Source organism: Erysipelatoclostridium sp. DFI.2.3 (genome assembly GCF_019132535.1).
In the GTDB taxonomy this organism is placed as follows: Bacteria; Bacillota_I; Bacilli_A; order Erysipelotrichales; family Erysipelotrichaceae; genus Clostridium_AQ; species Clostridium_AQ innocuum.
Genome location: NZ_JAHOOJ010000004.1, coordinates 148186 through 167482, shown reverse-complemented (window position 1 = coordinate 167482; position 19297 = coordinate 148186). Strand labels below are relative to the sequence as shown.

The 19297-nt window shown below is 44.8% G+C and carries 16 protein-coding genes, 1 tRNA gene and 1 other annotated feature; of the genes, 2 read left to right on the top strand and 15 right to left on the bottom strand.

The window, feature by feature from the left end:
* The first annotated feature begins 478 nt into the window (after positions 1-478).
* The gene (locus KSZ58_RS06005) at positions 479-1375 is read left to right on the top strand and encodes an HD-GYP domain-containing protein (protein WP_008819463.1); all 897 of its coding nucleotides are present in this window, start codon (positions 479-481) and stop codon (positions 1373-1375) included.
* A 177-nt stretch (positions 1376-1552) separates the two neighbouring features.
* On the opposite strand, the gene KSZ58_RS06000 is transcribed toward KSZ58_RS06005, so the two are convergent.
* From KSZ58_RS06000 to KSZ58_RS05990, 3 genes are all read right to left on the bottom strand, one after another.
* A complete protein-coding gene (locus KSZ58_RS06000; RefSeq protein ID WP_008819464.1) occupies positions 1553-4177 on the bottom strand; it encodes a valine--tRNA ligase in 2625 nt (874 codons plus the stop codon).
* Between the two features lie 14 nt (positions 4178-4191).
* Positions 4192-4761, bottom strand: a complete 570-nt coding sequence (locus tag KSZ58_RS05995) for a GNAT family N-acetyltransferase (RefSeq protein ID WP_009269336.1) — start codon at positions 4759-4761, stop codon at positions 4192-4194.
* Between the two features lie 32 nt (positions 4762-4793).
* Positions 4794-5004, bottom strand: a binding site (T-box leader).
* 514 nt (positions 5005-5518) lie between these two features.
* A complete protein-coding gene (locus KSZ58_RS05990; RefSeq protein WP_008819466.1) occupies positions 5519-6238 on the bottom strand; it encodes a hypothetical protein in 720 nt (239 codons plus the stop codon).
* Between the two features lie 195 nt (positions 6239-6433).
* On the opposite strand from KSZ58_RS05990, the gene KSZ58_RS05985 reads away from it, so the two are divergent.
* On the top strand, positions 6434-7060 hold the full coding sequence (locus KSZ58_RS05985; RefSeq protein ID WP_002608572.1) for a hypothetical protein: 627 nt from the start codon (positions 6434-6436) through the stop codon (positions 7058-7060).
* Between the two features lie 47 nt (positions 7061-7107).
* Here the strand turns inward: KSZ58_RS05985 and KSZ58_RS05980 are convergent, their stop codons facing one another.
* The 12 genes from KSZ58_RS05980 to KSZ58_RS05925 all read right to left on the bottom strand — a co-directional run bounded on the left by KSZ58_RS05980 (position 7108) and on the right by KSZ58_RS05925 (position 19282).
* On the bottom strand, positions 7108-7689 hold the full coding sequence (locus KSZ58_RS05980) for an SdpI family protein (RefSeq protein WP_009269337.1): 582 nt from the start codon (positions 7687-7689) through the stop codon (positions 7108-7110).
* A complete protein-coding gene (locus KSZ58_RS05975; protein WP_008819468.1) occupies positions 7679-7969 on the bottom strand; it encodes an autorepressor SdpR family transcription factor in 291 nt (96 codons plus the stop codon). The genes KSZ58_RS05980 and KSZ58_RS05975 overlap by 11 nt, the downstream gene beginning before the upstream one ends.
* 4 nt (positions 7970-7973) lie before the next feature.
* Positions 7974-8258, bottom strand: coding sequence for a DUF1648 domain-containing protein (locus KSZ58_RS05970; protein ID WP_008819469.1), 285 nt, complete (start codon positions 8256-8258; stop codon positions 7974-7976).
* A 592-nt stretch (positions 8259-8850) separates the two neighbouring features.
* On the bottom strand, positions 8851-9123 hold the full coding sequence (locus tag KSZ58_RS05965; protein WP_008819471.1) for a hypothetical protein: 273 nt from the start codon (positions 9121-9123) through the stop codon (positions 8851-8853).
* A 278-nt stretch (positions 9124-9401) separates the two neighbouring features.
* The gene (locus KSZ58_RS05960; protein WP_008819472.1) at positions 9402-9692 is read right to left on the bottom strand and encodes a hypothetical protein; all 291 of its coding nucleotides are present in this window, start codon (positions 9690-9692) and stop codon (positions 9402-9404) included.
* A gap of 171 nt (positions 9693-9863) precedes the next feature.
* Positions 9864-10454: a ribosome biogenesis GTP-binding protein YihA/YsxC gene (yihA, locus tag KSZ58_RS05955; RefSeq protein WP_009587511.1), complete on the bottom strand. Its 591-nt coding sequence runs from the start codon at positions 10452-10454 to the stop codon at positions 9864-9866.
* A gap of 1 nt (position 10455) precedes the next feature.
* Positions 10456-12780: an endopeptidase La gene (lon, locus tag KSZ58_RS05950; RefSeq protein WP_002608565.1), complete on the bottom strand. Its 2325-nt coding sequence runs from the start codon at positions 12778-12780 to the stop codon at positions 10456-10458.
* 60 nt (positions 12781-12840) lie between these two features.
* Entirely contained in the window at positions 12841-14118 is a 1278-nt protein-coding gene (gene tig / locus KSZ58_RS05945; RefSeq protein ID WP_009269338.1) for a trigger factor, read from the bottom strand.
* 40 nt (positions 14119-14158) lie between these two features.
* A complete protein-coding gene (locus tag KSZ58_RS05940) occupies positions 14159-14881 on the bottom strand; it encodes a DUF3196 family protein (RefSeq protein ID WP_008727539.1) in 723 nt (240 codons plus the stop codon).
* A gap of 428 nt (positions 14882-15309) precedes the next feature.
* Positions 15310-16893 carry a diguanylate cyclase domain-containing protein gene (locus KSZ58_RS05935; protein ID WP_008819475.1) on the bottom strand — a complete coding sequence of 528 codons (1584 nt, stop codon included), beginning with the start codon at positions 16891-16893 and terminating at the stop codon, positions 15310-15312.
* Positions 16894-17384: 491 nt separating this feature from the next.
* The gene (locus KSZ58_RS05930; RefSeq protein ID WP_008819476.1) at positions 17385-18977 is read right to left on the bottom strand and encodes a GGDEF domain-containing protein; all 1593 of its coding nucleotides are present in this window, start codon (positions 18975-18977) and stop codon (positions 17385-17387) included.
* Between the two features lie 228 nt (positions 18978-19205).
* Positions 19206-19282: transfer RNA gene (locus KSZ58_RS05925), tRNA-Arg, on the bottom strand.
* Between the last annotated feature and the right edge of the window lie 15 nt (positions 19283-19297).

The following is a 19297-nucleotide window of genomic DNA, read 5'->3' as shown; positions in this document are numbered from 1 at the left end:
ATAGATACCAGTTTGATGACCTTTATGGGAGTCAAGGAGCGTCCGAAGCAACACAGCCATTGTGTCGGGATTGCATGCTTCATAAGTGTACCTTTGCCCTGCCGGGGTCTTTGGATGATTCCTGATCGGATGAACACCTTCTGTTCCGGCAAAAAGCTATTTGCGAAAGCGATGAGAAGCCTGCCGGCATGCTGGCTGAATATCAGGCTTAAACATCTCCAGCGCAGATAGAACATCAGTTGTGCATTTATCGGTATCTCTGTGGCATATACGAAGTGATCGTTATGATCTGATGTATATTCTGTTTTTCTTTATTTACGTACACACTCAGTAGCCACGATTATGCAATGTAATAGTAATGGAATTCCATATTTCCGCGTATGGGATGCAATATTATTTTCTACAGGTATTTCGGACAAAAATACTAACTTTTATAAATTTATGCTATACTTTTACTAAACACGGAAGAGGGCACATTATGACAGTAGAAATCAAGCATAACCAAAGCTTCTGGGAGCAGGGTCCCCAGAATGCTGAAGAAATCCATGCCGTACAGCAACTGCAGACCGGACTGTATAATATTCGCAGCGATACCCATATTGGTATCACATGGGAGGAAAACGAACGGGATGCAGTATTTGTATTATACATGCTGGAGGGAGAAATGCAGTTTCAATCCAGCAGTGAAGTCTTTTCCTTAAAAAAGGATGACAGCGCACTGTTTAGCTATGAAGCAACTGCTATTCACGGAATTTCCAAAACACCCTGCCGTCTGATGCTGTTCAGTACGAGCGGCTCCTATCAAAAGGTGAATGCGACCAACGCCTGCTTTGAAAAGCTGCGGGAGGTCGAACTGAAGGATATCTATACGATTGGACACAGCCGACGGGTCAGCAGTCTTTCCATGTCCATTGCATTGCAGCTGGATCCGGGCTATGATATTCTGACACTGGGCGCAGCCGCAACCTTCCATGATCTTGGTAAATATTATACACCAATTGAAATTCTGCAAAAGCCGGGACGATTAACTCCTGAGGAATTTTCCATTATCAAGCTGCATCCCCAGGCTTCCTGGCAGCTGCTGATGGAATCACATGGAGAAATAATTGCAGAGATAGCCCTGCAGCACCATGAACGAATGGATGGAAGCGGATATCCCCGCGGTCTGCACGCAGATGCAATCCGGATGGATGCACGCATCATTGCGGTTGCGGATGTGTTTGATGCCATTACGAGTAAACGCTCCTACAACAATCCCGTCAGCTATGAACAGGCTCTGTCTATCATGGAACAGGAGCAGCAGCTGTACGATTCGGATGTTCTGCATGCACTTCATATTCTGGTAAGGGAAAAGCGACTGTCCATTTCGATATAAGGTCACAGTAAAAACCGGCACTTCAAAATTTGCCGGTTTTTTTATGCATTGGAAAGGTACAGGGAATAGCCTTGCGCGGAACAAGCGCTCGGCAAGACTTTACGTACCGTAAGAAATGTGAAAAAGGCATCTGCTTTTTTACGAATCATAATATGCAGATGCCCGTTTATAGAAAAGCTATGCTTTCTTCTTCATTTCCTCCAGCTGTTTTTCAACGATCGCATACTGGGAGCGGTAACCCTCCAGCTTTTCACGCTCTGCGTTGACCTTTGCTTCGGGAGCCTTGTTTACGAAATTCGGATTGCTCAGCATGCCCTCTCCACGTTTGATTTCCTGCTGCAGACGTTTGATTTCCTTGCTCAGCTTTTCGATTTCCTCTTCCACATTGATGATTGCGGCCAGTGGAACATTCAGCGTACCGTTCAGAATCGGACGCACTGCCATTTCCACAGCGCTGTCCTCATCGATCCATGTCGCATGACACATCTTCTGCAGGATGGCATTGATATAGGAAACACTTGGCATATTCTTACCGTTTTCGTCCCGTATGATGACCTCGATGTCCATGCTCGGCTTCAGGTTGTAATCCACCTTCAGACTGCGCACTGCCTCGATCATTGTAATCAGCTGACGAATCGCTGTCATTTCCTCTTCGCTCATCGCCGCATCCACTGCACATGGCCAGGCCTCCAGATTGATGCTTTCCTGAGTATGCGGAATTGCCAGATAGATTTCCTCTGTCACAAACGGCATGAACGGATGTAGCATACGTACGATACCGCTCAGCACCGTTACCAGCGTGGACTGTGTTGCCCTGCGCAGTGTTTCATCATCGCTGGAAAGACCTGCCTTGCTCAGCTCGATATACCAGCTGCAGAAATCATCCCAGATAAAGCTGTACAATTCATTTCCAACCAGCGCATACTCATATTTTTCCATATTCGCCGTCACGTTTTCCAGCACCTCATTGAAGCGCTTCAAAATCCATTTGTCGATCATGGAGGCATTGCTCAAATCAATGTCGGAAACCTCCATATCCTCTGGAATCTGCATGAGGACAAAGCGGCTCGCATTCCATATTTTATTGATAAAGTTCGCACTTGCCTCGACCTTTTCATCGATGTAGCGCAAATCCTGTCCTGGTGTGGAATTCGTTGTCAAAAAGAAGCGCAGTGCATCGACACCGTGATCCGCAATCACATCCATCGGATCAATACCGTTGCCCAGCGACTTACTCATCTTACGTCCCTGCGCATCCCGTACCAGACCGTGAATCAATACATCCTTAAACGGACGGTTTTTCATGCAGTAGCGTGTCTGGAAAGCCATACGGGCAACCCAGAAGAAAATGATATCATAGCCGGTCACAAGCACGTCATTCGGGAAGTAACGGTTCAAATCATCCGTCTCCTTCGGCCAGCCCAGCGTGGAGAACGGCCACAGTGCACTGGAGAACCAGGTATCCAGAACATCCTCATCCTGAATCCAGTTTTCCAAATCCTGCGGATCCTCCATCCCTACATAGATTTCACCGGTTTCCTTATGATACCAGGCAGGAATGCGGTGTCCCCACCACAGCTGACGGGAGATACACCAATCCTCGATATTTTCCAGCCACTGATGGAAGGTCTTTTCAAAGCGCTGCGGATAGAAGTGAATTTTCTGTTCTTCGATTTCCTGATTTTTTAATACCTCTTCAGCCAGCGGCTCCATACGGACAAACCACTGCTTGGAAAGATAAGGCTCCACAATGACACCGGTTCTTTCCGAATGTCCAACCTGATGCATGTGCTGTTCGATATGATCCACAACACCATCCTTTTCAAAATCGGCAACCAGTGCCTTACGGCAGGCAAAACGGTCCATTCCTGCATACTTGTGTGCCATTTCATTCATCGTACCATCCGGATGCATACAGATCGGCATTGCCAGATGATATTTTTTCGCCAGAGCAAAGTCATTCGGATCATGTGCCGGTGTACATTTCATAACCGCCGTACCAAAGGACATGTCGATATAATCATCCGCCATGATTGGCAGTTCTTCCCCATTGGCAGGGTTAATAACGTGCATTCCGACGATATTCTTATAACGTTCATCCTCCGGATGTACAAAAATCGCCTGATCCGCAAACATGGTTTCCGGACGGGTGGTCGCAATCACCAGCTCTTTTCCGGTTTCCACTACCTTATATTTGAAATAGTACATCGCACCTTCAATTTCCTTGTGAATAACCTCAATATTGGAAAGGGCTGTTTTAGCCTGCGGATCCCAGTTGATGATACGCTCTCCCTGATAAATCAGACCATCATTGTATAAGTCCACAAATACTCTGCGTACCGCATCACTCAGTCCCTCATCCAGCGTAAAGCGTTCTCTGGAATAGTCAAGGGACAGTCCCATCTTTGCCCACTGCTTGCGAATCGTGGAGGCATACTCCTCCTTCCATTCCCATGCACGCTCAAGAAACTTCTCACGCCCGATATCATATCGTGAAATACCTTCGGATTTCAGACGCTCGTCAACCTTGGCCTGGGTCGCAATCCCGGCATGATCCATGCCCGGCAGCCACAGCATGTCATAGCCCTGCATACGCTTGTAGCGGGAAACAATATCCTGCAGGGTGGTATCCCATGCATGTCCCAAGTGCAGCTTTCCGGTTACATTGGGTGGAGGTATTACGATGCAGAAGGGGTCCTTGCTCTTATCTCCTGCTGTAAAATAGCCGTGATCGATCCAGCTTTTGTAGTGGTCCATCTCAACGTGAAGATGATCATATTTCGTATCTAATGTTTTTCTCATAACGCACTTCTCCTTTACTTGTCCAAACGGAAGCTTTCTGTAAGAATATCTTCTTTCAGAATGCTCATTAACACCATATCGTGATATCGTCCATCACTCAGCAATGCCAGCTTGCGAAGGATTCCCTCCTGTACAAAGCCGCAATGCTTTAAAACCGCTGCACTCGCCGGATGCTCCACAGCCACATAGGCTTCCATGCGGCGCAGCCCGACATGCGCAAAGCCAGCTTTCACCAGCGCGCTGACAGCTTCTCTCATCAAGCCCTGATTCCAGTAATCCGGATGCATCAGATAACCAATTTCGCCGATATCCCCATCAATGGTATGGATATCCAGATTACCGATCACCTTGTCATCATGCTTATGTACCATCACCCAGGCCTGCGGTACACCGCGCTTTTCCCAGGTCAGAAAATAACTGCGGATACTGTTCAGTGTCTCTTCTATATCCGTATGAGGATGCAGAGATAAATACCGCATGACCAAAGGGTCGCTGTAATAGGTAAACATGTCACATACATCCCCTTCTTCTACAGGACGAAGCAGCAGATGTGCAGTTTCCACACAGGGCATATCCAAGCGCATACCATCACCTCCGAATATAAAAAAAGCGTCCCGCAAAGGACGTTTTCACGTGGTACCACCTTATTTTACACAGCTGTGCTGTGCCTCGACCACGTTAACGCCGTGCTTTACGAATACTCCTACTTCTCTTTCAGAATATCTGCTCCAAGACTACCTTCCCGCAGCTTCAGCACTTTCTTCCACCAGCCGAAAGCTCTCTCTACCTGAAAATCTGTGGTACTCCTTCTTTTCTAACGCATTTTACTTTTCTATTATAAACAAAAGTCCAGCGGTTTTCAACCTCTTTTTTAGTTTTGCGGGCAGCTGAGGCTTTTAACACCGCACACAGGCATCTCTTGCTGATTATCGGATCAAGGAGCTGTTTCCTTCCTGTAAAGGCTCTTGACCGGCATGTCGTGACAGGTAGTGTGAAAGAACATCCAATTTATGATAAAACAAGAAATTTAAGACAGCATTCATGCCGTGTGTTTCCGCGCGCAAAATGGGGATGAGTTAACGATAATGAAACATTCACAACCTGTACAGAAAATCTGTCAAGTCCTATACACAGGGGCTGCTTATGCTATCCATATATCCCAACTGCACACACGATTCCGGCGACAAAGTCATTCCCTCACATATTCCTGAGCGTGAAAGAAGGCAGACATCTGGTGAAAACCGCAGATATACAAAAAAAAACAAAAGCACCATTTATATTGATGCTTTTGTCCCCGCATAAACTGCTTGCATATTTCATATACTCATGCGTCCGCCAAATTCAGACAGAGGGAAGAATCACCAGCGTACGTTCGTTTACTTCCTTATTGTTATTGGCCAGACGCAAAGCATCTTCCTTCACATCATAGCGCTGTGCTATGGTTCCATAGGAGTCATTCCCTCTGGCGACGACCATACGGTAGGATGTATACGTTGTTTCATCGTCTTCGAACAAATCTTCAAATTCCGACATCGCTGTGGTGTCCGATTCCTGTGGTGTCTCTTCCTCCTGTGCCACTTCTTCATTTTCCTGCGAGCCTGTAGCAGACAGCTGTTCAAGTGTATGCAGGGTATTGTCCTGCATCTCTGGCTGAGCAGGTGCCGGCTGCCGGGATGCTGAAAACTCCGGCTGCACATTGTCTTGTTCAACAACCGTCTGTTGAACAGGTGCCGGCTGCTCCTGCAATCCGTGAATTCCCATAAGAATCGTCAAATTCAAACCGCCATTGGCAGGAACACTCTGATATTCCTGTATATCAAGATAAAAACGCTCCTGTGACAGCTTGTGATTCGGTGCAAGTACATCCATATCCAATACTTCCTCATATTCCTGCAGCTCACCCTCATCATTCACATAGCTTCCCTGTACACGCAGGGGACCTACTGCACGAATGCCCTCTGCTTCCTTATGGTATTCCAGTGATTCCCGTACCTGCAGGGAACGCGGCTCCTTGACCTGATCTGCGAACTGCAGCTCTTTTTCTATTTTCATTGTTTTCATAGCGTAGCCTCCTATCATTATGTATGCCGCAGAAACACAAAGTATGCCTGCCTGTACAGATTCCTTGCAGGTCTGCTCTTTGCCAGGCTGCACTGCTTCCGCCAGCCTGACTGCCGTTTTTAAATTCTTGGTCTTTTTCTGTCCACAAGTGACAAAATATGATAGAATGGATTGGAAAGAAATGAGGATGTTAACATGATTACCATTGAAAGAACAAGTGTAATGAATTTTGAAAATGCCATTCGCGGTGCCCGTAATCCGATGAACAGCTGGAATCGCATGGATAGCTTTTATGATGAACAGGGAAACTTCATTATGGGACCAAACGATCTGAATCTGGCACAGCGTCTGGCACGTGCAGGCAGTGATCACCGTAAATTCATCCGTCAGATATTTGTTTCTGTCGATTTTACTGCCCCGCTGTACTGGTGGAAGGAATACGATACATACAAGGTGGCAACCGTGGCCAACTCCACCTCCACCATGCACAAGATTGCCAGCAAGCCCTTTACGCTGGATGATTTTTCCCATGAGCGTATGAATACACAGGCACAGGAGGCGCTGGCACATACCGTTTCCGTCCTGGAGGATCTGCGGAAAGACTATCTGGAAACAAAGGATAAGGAAACCTGGTACAGTATGATTCAGCTGCTGCCGAGCAGCTACCATCAGATGCGTACCTGTACGCTGAATTATGAAACGCTGATGAACATTTATTATGCAAGAAGAAACCACAAGCTGGATGAATGGCATACCGTGTGCGACTGGATCGCATCACTGCCCTATGCGAAAGAGCTGATTCTTGCGGTAGAAGAAAAATAATATAGAAATGACAGAATCCTAAAACAGTTCGCCGACCTGCAAACCGTTTAGATTCTGTCTTTTTTCTGTTTCTGATCATAACGATAGGATAGGAATGCCGGAATCCCGACAAAGCCAAACCCAAAAGCAGTTGCCTGAACACCGGTATGGTGCATTGCAAATCCGCACAGCATGAAAAAAGCTGTCGGAAAGCTCATATAGCCGCAGATGCGATGTGCATACCGCCACGTATTTTCATCTGCCGTCGTCCATGGCAGCCGAAGACCAAGATGACGATTACAGGGAAGCTTTGGTGCAGCGTTTCCATATACCAGTACCAGAAACAGCACCATGGAAAACTGCAGTTTATCTTTTACAGCTTCCTGTAGCTGTCCGCATGCATATAAAGCAGCGATTACCGCCATCATCATAATAAAAAACATGCATACCACAGCCATTTCCTGTACGGTACGGTTCTTCGGATTTGCCTGATCGAGTCCGGTTATCACATCATTCGCAAAATACAGCCGAAGAGCACTGAGGACAGAGAACAGCAGAATTCCCCATTCCGTATAGGGAAGCCATGGTGAGACACACACGCAGAGCAGAATACCTCCACAGCAAAGCATCATCCAGCGATCATTTTTCATGCTTCTGCGCCTTTCCATGAAAGGACATTCCATCAAACACATCCAGAAAGCGGCAGTACATCTGTTCCACAGCAGATGTGTTGATCGCATAAATTACATACTGTCCCTGTTTTTCACAGGTGATTAGCTCACTGGTCTTCAATATATCCAGATGCTTGGATATGGCCGGCTTTGACATTGTGAATTCTTCAGCAATCTCTCCGGCACTTAGATTTTTTTCACTCAGCAGCTGCAGAATCCGCCGTCTTGTCGGATCTGCCATCGCTTTAAACATATCCATATACTTACCTCATAACCAGCAGCATAATGCCCAGCTGAATGATTGTCAGCAGAATTGCAATCGCAAGTCCTGCAATACGGTTATCCGTGCAATCGGTATATAGAAGAATAACAGCCTCCAGTACAGGAATACACCAAATTGCGAATTCCTTATTCATGGTTCGATTTACCTCACCGCTCAAGCTGAACTGCATCGGAAGCTCATTTGGCAGGCGTGGATACAACAGCAGGGAAACAAGCAGTAAGCACACCGGAATACCATAAGCACCGTATTTTTTCAAGAACACCATAAGAATTCCTCCTGTTTCTTTATTTAACTAATTAGTTAAATAAATAATAATACGATTCCAGTAAACTGTCAATAGCTGGCAGAACAAATCTAAATCAAATCTAAATCAATACAGAGTCTTCACAATTCACGGCAAGTGCATACCTGTAAAATTCACCTGTTAACAATCAGACTACGATGCAAATGTAAAAGAACGTATCGTATCGCTTTCTGGTTCTTTCTCGATTGTGGGTAAACTTAACATAGGGAGACATCCATACGATTGTAGTTATCAATAGAAGTTGAAGTCTCCCTTTCGCAAACACCCTAAAGTAAGAAAGAACCTGCTTTCTAACAAATGCGATATTTCTTTTATTCTGAAAAACTGTGACAACAACAAAAGGATGTCCCGAACACATGCAAACACTTACATCCTGCTTCCTGTCTTCGGCTATCAATCCATGCAGCATAGCTGCCTGCCAATGTCCCTTACATGGATATACAAATATATTCATATTTTTTAAATACTATCCCTACAAAAAAGGCGCAAAGCGTGCTGTCACATGCCTTTGCATTTCAAAACATTTCTTGCCCCTGTTAGGCTGTTTTAAAGACTACTTCCAATTTTTTCTATAATCAACAATCAGTTTTATCAGGACTCCCAGCATCAGAACGGAGATACCAAGCATGATCAGACCCTTGAAAAACCCCTCTTTCTTCACAATGATTATGCCTGTCAGAAAGCTGCCCGCAATGATAAAGCCGAAAAACAGCAGCAATACCAAGATCAGCGGTATGCGAATCCAGAGAGAAACTTTCTTGTTTCCTGCAGTATACAACGTTCCTTCCATTACGATTTCCATAATAATTTCAAGTAGCGTTTCCATGGCATCTCCTCCTTCTTCATATTTTTAACGTACATCTGCATGTATCAGGCTTTCCGCTTCCTTGTGATTCTCATATTGCCAATCCCATACTTTTTCATATACAGTTCATAGTTTTCATTCAGATATACCTGAAGTTCTTCAATAGAGACAGCATGTAGGATATCTGTCATTGCAATGATATCGAACAGAGGTATTCCTTTTTCACGCAGCAGCGTTTGCAAATCGTCGATTAAAGAAAATGCAGTGGATTCTATCTCGCAGCTTCCCCCATCTGTTTGCTATACGATGAAATTCAGGGTGATATGATATCGGACTCCATACAGACTGCCGTAAGGTATTCGGGAAATTGGCACATCAATATGATCAATGTCACAATAGGGTATACACAGACTGCTTTCATTTCTATGCTGCTGCAGGAAATGTTCAACCTGTATGCTATCCTGTTCAAAGTAGCAAAGCAGGAGCATACCGGACCTTCTATGAAGGGCAGCATATTCCCCATCCGCATACACATCACAAGGCAGTATGACAGATTTTGCTATCGTCTGTATACATAAGCAGTCCTCCATGGGTCGCTCCTATTTATGGTTAACTTCATTATATGACATTCCCTTTACAGTTACAACTTATTATAGGATTTTGCGCATCTTACGCGAATTTCGATATCCAACGCTTACTTTCCTTTTTTACGCTGTTAAAAAAAGAGCCTCCTCTAGTTAGAGAAGACTCGGTGCTTCTTATCAGGAAGTGAACAGCGGTATGAGATAGCTCCAGATTTCCTCCATTCCCTGCTTTTCAACAGCTGAGAAAGGAAACAGGGGCTCATCCGCATTCAGCTTCAGTGTCTTACGGATGTTTGCGAAATGATGGGCGCGCTTGGTCGGCGGCACCTTATCGCACTTAGTTGCCACAACTGCAACAGGGATTTCATAATAACGGGCAAATTCCAGCATCGTCATATCATCATCCGTCGGCTTATGTCTGGCATCCACAAGAATCACAACACCTTTTTTCTGCGTTCGTTCAGAGAAATAATCCTCCATCATCTGTCCGAATTTGATCAGCTGTGTTTTCGAGATATTCGCATAGCCGTAGCCGGGAACATCTACAAACATATACTTGTCATCCAGATTGAAGAAATTCAGCAGTCTGGTCTTGCCGGGCGTATTCCCGACATAGGCCAGCTTTTTGCGTCCGCACATGGCATTGATGAAGCTGCTTTTGCCGACATTGCTTCGGCCAGCCAGAACAATTTCCGGCAGTGTCGTATCCGGCCATGATTTCTTATCCGGTGCGGAAATGACCAGCTCCGCTTTCTGAAATTGTATCATGCTATTTAACCAGGGCAACATCCAGCACCTGAGACACACGTTCCACAGGTACGAAGTTGACACTTTCCTTTACCGTTGCCGGTACATCATCCAAATCCTTGACATTGGCCTTGGGAATGACGATTGTCGTAATTCCACAACGATGTGCCGCCATGGATTTTTCCTTCAGACCGCCGATTGGCAGGACATTTCCACGCAGTGTGACCTCTCCGGTCATTGCCAGATTGGCTTTGACCGGCGTATCGCTCAAAGAGGATACCAGAGCGGTTGTCAGCGTTACACCGGCGCTTGGTCCATCCTTTGGAACGGCCCCTTCCGGTACGTGGATATGAATATCGTTCTTTTCGAACACCTCCGGCTGGATTTTGTATTTTTTGGCATTGGCGCGTACATAATCATAGGCAATGGTTGCGGATTCCTTCATAACATCCCCTAGCTGACCAGTGATGACCAGTTTTCCCTTACCTTCAAAATGATTGACCTCAACCTGCAGCACATCGCCTCCGAAGGAGGTATATGCCAGGCCGGTAACCGTACCGATCTGATCCTTTGTTTCCCGCTTGCCGTATTCGAATTTCTCATGACCGAGCCATTCCTTCACCAGCTTTTTGGTTACCTTGATACTGCGCTTATTGTCCTTCAGGATTGCCAGCACACTCTTACGGCAGACGGTTGCAATCACACGCTCCAGCTGTCGAACACCGCTTTCTCTTGTATAATATCGAATCAGGAAGCTGATCATTTCATCATCGATTTTCAGCTGCGATGTTTTCAAACCGTTTTCCTTGATCTGCTTCGGCACCAGATGACGCTTGGCAATCTCGATTTTCTCCAGCTCGGTATAGGAGCTGAGCTCGATGATTTCCAGACGGTCACGCAACGCATTTGGTATATTCTCCAGATAATTTGCCGTTGCGATAAAGAGTACCTTGCTTAAGTCATACGGCTCTTCGATATAGTGATCGGAGAACAGAGAATTCTGTTCCGGATCCAATACCTCCAGCATGGCACTTGCAGGGTCACCCTTGTAATCACTTGCCATCTTGTCGATTTCATCAATCAGGAAGACAGGATTCACCGTCCCTGCTTTTTTCATTGCCTGGATAAATCTTCCCGGCATACTTCCCAGATAGGTTCTGCGGTGTCCTCTGATTTCAGATTCATCCTTCACACCACCCAGTGATATTTTCACAAATTTGCGGTCGAGTGCTCTTGCGACGGATTTCGCAAGGGATGTTTTACCGACACCGGGAGGACCAACCAGACAGATGATCGGTGCACGAAGAGAATTCGTCATCTGCTTGACAGCCAGATACTCCAGAATACGCTCCTTGATTTTTTCCAGACCGTAATGATCCGCATCCAGAATCTCACTTGCCAGATTCAGATCCTCGTTATCCCTGGATTCCTGCCACCACGGCAGATCCATCATCCAGTCGATATACGTTTTGATAACACCGGTTTCTCCACTTGCGGCTGGCAGCATTTCATAGCGGGACAGTTCATCTCTGATCTTATCCTTAATGCTGTCAGGGTACGGATTTTCTTCCAGACGCTTGCGAATCGCATCCACATCCTTATCGGTATCCGGCACATCACCAAGCTCTTCCTTGATGGCACGCATCTTCTCCCGCAGGTAGTATTCCTTCTGACTTTCCTCAATTCTTGTTTTTACCTTGTCATTGATTTTATTCTCAATCTGTGATAATTCCTTTTCACTCTCGATTTCCTGAAGAATCAGGTACAGACGCTCATTCACACCTAATGTTTCCAGCAGTTCCTGTCGCTTTTCAAGCGTAAAAGGAAACAGCTGTGCTATCTGATCAGAAAGCACAGGTGCGGAAACGCCCTTTGCCAGTTCATTGATCATTTCTTTTGGAATGGTCTGGGAAACCGCCTCGATTTCCTCAAACTGCTTGGCGATTTTTCTTACCAGAGCAACCTCTTCCATCGGATCCTGCGCAATATCGGTTTTGACTTCCGCCGTTACACTCATCAGTGTATCATCGTTGATGATCGTATGCAGCTCCACACGCTGCATACCTCTGAACTTCACACGCAGATAACCATCCATTCTGCGGATATGCTTGATCTGACAAAGAGTACCATAGGAATATACGTCATTCACATCAGGCTCTTCCAGTGCCAGATCCCGCTGTGCTACCAGAACGACCTGACTTTCGTATTTTTCCTGTGCTTCTTCTACTGCACGCGTAGACTTTTCTCTACCGACATCGATGATGACTTCCTGATTCGGAAACACTACAACACCGCGCGTACAGACCAAAGGAAGCTGTACAATTGGATTTGCATCGTTTTCATTCATGATTCCTACACTCCTTTCCATAGGCAAAAAAGACGCGCTCCAGCGTCTTTTGCAGCATGATTACTTGCCCGTTGCTTCTTTGACAAGCTCTAATGCTTTGCGGATACGTAAATCATACGACACCGCATCGTTGGAAATCAACTGTTTTACCTGCTCAACCGGCATTTGGTACATATTGGCGATATTTTCCAGCTCACTGTTGACATCCTCTTCACTTATTTCAATCTTTTCTTCCGCTGCAATAGCTTCCAGAACTAAACGCACTTTTACTTTATTGAAGGCATCCTTGCCCATTTCCTCACGAATCATTTCATCTGTCTGCCCAGTTACCTGCTTGAACTGCTCCAGACCGAATCCCTGAGACTGCAGACGCTGTTCGAAATCACGCACAAGGCTGTCTGTTTCCTCTTCGATCATAACCTGTGGAATTTCCACCTCGGCATTTTCTGTAACGGCTGTCAGAATTTCATTTTCAAATTTCTGCTCCGCCTGGTTTTTCTTGCTTTCTTCAAGGTTTTTACGGGAATATTCCTTGAATGCTTCCAGTGTTTCCACATTCTCGATTTCTGCCTGTTTTACCAGTTCATCATCTGCTTCCGGAAGTACCTTGGATTTGATTTCGTGAACAGTCACCTTAAAGACAACCGGCTGACCTGCAAGCTCCTCTGCCTGATAATCTTCCGGGAAGGTTACATTGATATCCTTTGTTTCTTCAATTCCCATGCCCAGAACCTGTTCTTCAAAGCCCGGAATAAAGCTTCCGCTTCCAATTACGAGCGGGTATGCTTCTCCCTTACCGCCTTCGAATGCAACACCTTCCTTGAAGCCTTCAAAGTCAATCACAGCAGTATCTCCGTTTTCAACCTTGCCTTCTTCTTTCACTACGAGATCCGCAAAACGCTCCTGCAGACGTGTGATTTCCTCTTCAACATCCGCATCGCTTACTTCAACAGCTTCCTTTGTGATATCCAGGCCCTTGTATGCTCCCAGCTTCACCTCCGGCTTTACTGTTACGTTGAATTTGAATGTTACCTTATCCTCATCGATGCTTTCGATATCCAGTGCCGGACGGGAAATCACCCACAAATCATGTTCCTTGATTCCTGCACTTAATGCATCTCCTGCAACCTCATCGATTGCTTCCATCAATATATTCTGAGAGCTGATTTGCTTTCTTACCAGTTTCTCAGGAGCCTGACCCGGACGGAATCCCGGCAGATTTACTTTCTTTGCCAGTTTTCTGAATGCTTTTTTCTGAGCATCCTTCCAGGTATCACCTTCGACAGTCGCTGTTAATTCACCTGTTGATTTTTCTTTTAATTCCCATGTTGAACTCATTGTTCATACCTCCTACGTATCAATCTCTTCGCACACAGCATTACATTTCATGCTTCCTTAATAATAATTCATAACCCCTGTATTGTGCAAGACCTTTTTCTTCCTCAAAGAGCATCCATGCCTCATGTTCCTCATAGGCATGAAACACATAGGCAGTCACAGCAGCAGCCAGCGGCAGTGCCTCATCCTCTTCAATATTGAAGGGCAGACGCAGATACGCCTCCTTCACCAAAGTTTCCACACACATCATCGTAAATGTCGGATTGTCGTTTTCAAACCAGTCCTTCAGATAATTCACCGCTTCCAGTGCCCCCTCGCTTTCCATAGGCGCATCCAGACTGCACGGAGAGAAGGTAACCTCAAGACCGTCGATATCCACACTGACCTCATCGGTAATGTTTTGTTCCATCATGGCTTCGATCATCAGAGAACGAACCAGATAGTGCGGGTTTTGAGACAGATAGTCCGCCACAGCATCCATGTGATTACGAATATTACTTTTTTTCAGCTGTTCAATCGCAAGAAACGCTTCCTCCAGAGAACCTTTCAGCAGAGTTTCAATGTCCTCTTCCCGAACTGCGGTATCTTTCCATTTACACTCACTGCGACACTGGTTATAGTATGCGATCAATGGTTCCTCATATTCCCTTGGAATATACGGCATGGAGAGTTCCTCATCCAGAATGGCATATGCTTCGGCAAACTGCGCATCCTTCATCAGAGTTTCCACCTTTTTTAGAATATCCTCATAATAAGTATCCATGGTTTCTCCTTTACGACTAAACATACACTAATATAGCATAATCGCTCGTTTTTATCAATTATAAAGTAGCTTCTGAACCCATTTTCGTAACATTTCTCTACAGTTTCACATAATCCTGACAAAATCTTCGAAAACACTCATTCGTTTCGCACGTTCGCATAACATCGATAGCACACCTTGCTGTGTGAGCATATACAGCTTGATTCCGCCTGCCGTCCCTGAGCAGTCATGAAGCCTCGTCTTGATTCCCGCTGTATCCGTATCAGCGCACACATTCCAGGAAACATGCGGAAGCAGCCGGGATGTTTTTTACGATTAACCCCAAAAGCAAGTGAGCGTCCACGGCAATTTACCTTCTGAAAACAGATGCCTTTCCTATATATTATATAAGTGACGGTCTAAGCTTCTTTTTCCATATGAAAGCCACCTCAGCGGATGGCTTTTTTCAAATATCGCGTATTGCTTGCGGCCCGTTCATACAGCTGACATTTTGACCTGCCCTGCTGCTTCGCCTTATACAATGCCGTATCACTCTCTCGGATCAAATCATCAATACGCATTACGGGATCTGTAGTATACGAAATTCCGACACTGGCCGACAGATTCATATAATAAGCATTCCTCTCAAAGTGCTTCTGCAGTTCATGAATGAGCCGGTTCCCCTGCCGCAGCAGCTCCTGCGCACTCATGCTTGCTGTCATGGATACCAGAAATTCATCACCGCCCAGACGTGCAATCAGATCCTTTGGAAACATTTTCTTCAGCACCTCTGCACTGATACGCAGCGCTTCATCACCTACCTGATGTCCATAGGTATCATTCACCGTTTTAAAATAATCCAGATCCACATACAGTATGGATATCTGCTTAAATTTCCGTAAATCGGCATAATACTCATAAAAATATCTGCGGTTGTATAGACCAGTCAGATAATCGGTATTGGAATTACTGCTCAACTGCTGTTCAAGAAGGTATTCCTCCGTCATATCACGATAGATACACAAATCCCCGACGCGACTTTTGAATATATCATAAATTGTTTCATTGCTGATTTCCAAAATTCTGCGATTCCCCTCAAATGTCAGAATCGCCTTTCCATTCGACTCCTTTTTCAGCTGTTTGCCTTCCCTCAGCAGGGACGAAAACCAGTCATCATATGCTACATCGAGGATGGAAGCTCTGGATACAGCAAAAAATTCAGTAAATTTATCATTGACATTAAGCACAGTCCCCGCCTGATCTCGAATGAGGATGGCAAATGGCATACTGTTTAACAGGATTTCCAGCTCGGTACTCATATTTTCCAAATCGGTGATATCATGCCCGATGCCAACACTGCCAATAATCCTGTTCTGTTTATCAAATAATGGCGATTTATAGGTGCGAAACTGCCGCAGTCCATGCGGGCTTTTCACCAGCTCGTTGAATTGACAGGTTTTCTTTTCCCGTCGTACGATATCCTCTGTCTCGGCACAGTCATCAACATCCACATCCCACACTGCACAGTGATTCTTTCCCTCAATCTCCATTCTGCTTTTTCCCACCGTATGACAGAAAGCGCTGTTTACCTTGACATGAGAGCCTTCCTCATCCTTAAACCAAACCAGATCCGGCATACTGTCAATGAGGGTATTGAGATATGTATCCAGCAGCCATGCACGCTCCTTCTGCCGATAGCACTCATATAGACAACGGATACGCTTTTCAAGATATGCCATAGACAGCGGACGGCAAATCACCTCATCTGCAACGTCCCAGCAATCCGCACAGGAAGCAGCATCAGCATCACAGATATACAGCAGATAGGCATCCTCCCTCATTCGGCTGCGAATTGGCTGCAGACTGGACAGAGAAAGCTCACAAAGAATGATGTCACTGCTATGCCAGGCACCATGTGCACCGGATGTTTGAATATGGCAATGCATAAGATCACGGGCAATACCCTGTTCCAGACAGGCCTGTATATCAGAGGTGGTCGATAAAACAGTTACAGCTACATGTTCATGATACATGGTCCTCTTCCTTTCCATCTGCAATTTTACGGATTCATATTTAATGGCGATTATTGTTATATCTTTATTATATTCTTTTCATGGAAACAAATCCACAAATAAAAAAACGTTCCTACTTATTATAAAAAGAAATTTTTACCTTCGTTTATACAAGATGTAGCTTTTCTAAGGATGTATCGCATTTACATACAGTTTAAAATCATTTCAATGGTATGGGAATAGATACATGTTATGTCTACTCTTAATAGAAACGTACCGTTTTTCTGTTATAAATGTACAGACCTTGAGACAGAAGAAAAAAAACAGAAGCAGCTATCAAATGTGAGCGTCTCTGCTTCTGTATCTGACATATCAGAAAATTTTCCCTTACAGGAGTATATTCCATTCCTGTAAAATGTACTTATACTTATATCCTTTATATTGAGCAAACGTCGCTATCGCTTTAAATTTTTTATTTATAACACTAACGCTCTGCTTCCTTTTCCATTGGTTTACTGTACGTTCCCTGTAACTGCATCTGCATGTTTACACCGCTGTCGACGCAGCTTTTTATGCTGATACAGCTGTTCATCTGCCTGCCTGATCAGAACTGTCATATCCACAGGCTCCTGTGAGCTGAACGCATAACCAAAGGACAGGGTCAAAATCTGTGCTGTCCTTGAGCCCTTATGGGGAATCTTTTGTTCACGGATATCATGCGTAAGTGCCGCCATCGTTTTCCGTACGGATTCCTCTGACTGCCCGATGAAAATAGCAGAAAACTCATCCCCTCCATACCGATAAAACTGAATCTCCCCCTTTTTTTCATACTGCTTCATACAGCGGCCGATTTTTACCAATGCCTGATCCCCCATCTGATGTCCATAAATATCGTTATATTCCTTAAAATAATCAATATCCAGCATCGCCACTGCCACAATTTTCTCTTTTTGTAAATCAGTAGCTGTAATATCCTCATTAAAGCAGCGACGATTATAGATATTGGTTAAATCATCGATATTCATGAGCCGTTCTAGCTGCTCATTTTCTTTTTCCAGGGATACCTGTCGTTCCTTCGTACGGTAAAGCTCCAAAGCCGCGGTAAGCCCACTGCTGTTATCCTCCATATCGGTATCCTCAATCGTAAGGATAATGGTATAGAACTCGCGATATGCCTGCAGCAGCTCTTCCTTTGTGCCGAATTTTTCATAATAGCTGACAATTAGCTTCTGAAGCTCTCTTCTGGATTTGATATCATCCTCATCCTCAATAGCCTGCAGAATTTTCAGCAGCCTTTCCGAATACGGCTGATTGTTTATTTCCAGCATTATGGAGCATATATTCTTTAAGATCTGGTAAACAAGTAAACGATTCTCCACCTTCTCCTGTTCAATCAGCAGCTCCTCCATAACAGCCTGCACAGATACAGCTTCATGAAGACGCAGATACATCAGCTTACAGAAAAGATACAAAAGATTCATCGATTCCTCAAAGCTCTGCCGGTCCAGATCTTCAAAGCGGGAAAAATAAGCATGCAATGCTGCAGCGTCCTTTAATCTATACTCACAGTTGCACAGATTTGATAACACGATAGCTTTGGAATAGGCGCTGTTCTTTTCCATAGACTGCAGGAGCTCATAGCATTTTTTATAATAATGAATTGCTTCTGTATAATTGCGTTTTAATTCAAAGCATGTCGCAATATTGTTATATGCGCTTGACATCAGGGTCAGATTCTGACATTTTTCAGCTGCATCCAGTGATTTCAGATATGCCTCCAGGGCTTTGATTTCTTCATAATTCGAATTATAATACATTCCATAGAAATTGTATATTCTGGCTAGAAGCTCAGTGTATTCCGTGCTTTCACACAGCTTTCTTGCACGCTCCAGATAACGGATGCAATCTTTATTTTTCTTTGAGGCCAGATAAAAATCGCTGATAAAGGTATAGGCAAAGGCCAGTGCATAAATGTCATTGGACAGCTTTGCCTTTTCTGATAATATCATACACAGCTCATATTCCCGCTTCAAATCGATAAGGCGTACATGCATGATCTCAGCTTGTATATCTTCCAGACTCCAGCTTTCATAATTTTTATCCATAGAAATCCTCTCCCATCGGCTATGCTTCTATTATAAATGCTTTTATATAATTTTACACGCTGTTTTCATATTTTCGAAAAACTTGATGCTGTCAGAAACAGGTTTTATTGGGGCATCTACAGGCGCGAACGCTTTCCTAACAGGATAAATGCCTCCTGCGAGGGGGATATACTATTACAATAAATAAAGGCTTTCCTTAACATGAAAGGAAAGCCCTGTATTTTCGAATGGCGTCCACAGCAGGATTCGAACCTGCGACCGCACGCTTAGAAGGCGTGTGCTCTATCCAGCTGAGCTATGTAGACATCTCAACGCCTAAT

Coding starts and splice junctions, on each gene's coding strand:
- KSZ58_RS06005 (WP_008819463.1), top strand. CDS start 479: ATGACAGTAGAAATCAAGCATAACCAAAGCTTCTGGGAGCAGGGTCCC.
- KSZ58_RS06000 (WP_008819464.1), bottom strand. CDS start 4,177: ATGAGAAAAACATTAGATACGAAATATGATCATCTTCACGTTGAGATG.
- KSZ58_RS05995 (WP_009269336.1), bottom strand. CDS start 4,761: ATGCGCTTGGATATGCCCTGTGTGGAAACTGCACATCTGCTGCTTCGT.
- KSZ58_RS05990 (WP_008819466.1), bottom strand. CDS start 6,238: ATGAAAACAATGAAAATAGAAAAAGAGCTGCAGTTCGCAGATCAGGTC.
- KSZ58_RS05985 (WP_002608572.1), top strand. CDS start 6,434: ATGATTACCATTGAAAGAACAAGTGTAATGAATTTTGAAAATGCCATT.
- KSZ58_RS05980 (WP_009269337.1), bottom strand. CDS start 7,689: ATGAAAAATGATCGCTGGATGATGCTTTGCTGTGGAGGTATTCTGCTC.
- KSZ58_RS05975 (WP_008819468.1), bottom strand. CDS start 7,969: ATGGATATGTTTAAAGCGATGGCAGATCCGACAAGACGGCGGATTCTG.
- KSZ58_RS05970 (WP_008819469.1), bottom strand. CDS start 8,258: ATGGTGTTCTTGAAAAAATACGGTGCTTATGGTATTCCGGTGTGCTTA.
- KSZ58_RS05965 (WP_008819471.1), bottom strand. CDS start 9,123: ATGGAAACGCTACTTGAAATTATTATGGAAATCGTAATGGAAGGAACG.
- KSZ58_RS05960 (WP_008819472.1), bottom strand. CDS start 9,692: ATGGAGGACTGCTTATGTATACAGACGATAGCAAAATCTGTCATACTG.
- yihA (WP_009587511.1), bottom strand. CDS start 10,454: ATGATACAATTTCAGAAAGCGGAGCTGGTCATTTCCGCACCGGATAAG.
- lon (WP_002608565.1), bottom strand. CDS start 12,780: ATGAATGAAAACGATGCAAATCCAATTGTACAGCTTCCTTTGGTCTGT.
- tig (WP_009269338.1), bottom strand. CDS start 14,118: ATGAGTTCAACATGGGAATTAAAAGAAAAATCAACAGGTGAATTAACA.
- KSZ58_RS05940 (WP_008727539.1), bottom strand. CDS start 14,881: ATGGATACTTATTATGAGGATATTCTAAAAAAGGTGGAAACTCTGATG.
- KSZ58_RS05935 (WP_008819475.1), bottom strand. CDS start 16,893: ATGTATCATGAACATGTAGCTGTAACTGTTTTATCGACCACCTCTGAT.
- KSZ58_RS05930 (WP_008819476.1), bottom strand. CDS start 18,977: ATGGATAAAAATTATGAAAGCTGGAGTCTGGAAGATATACAAGCTGAG.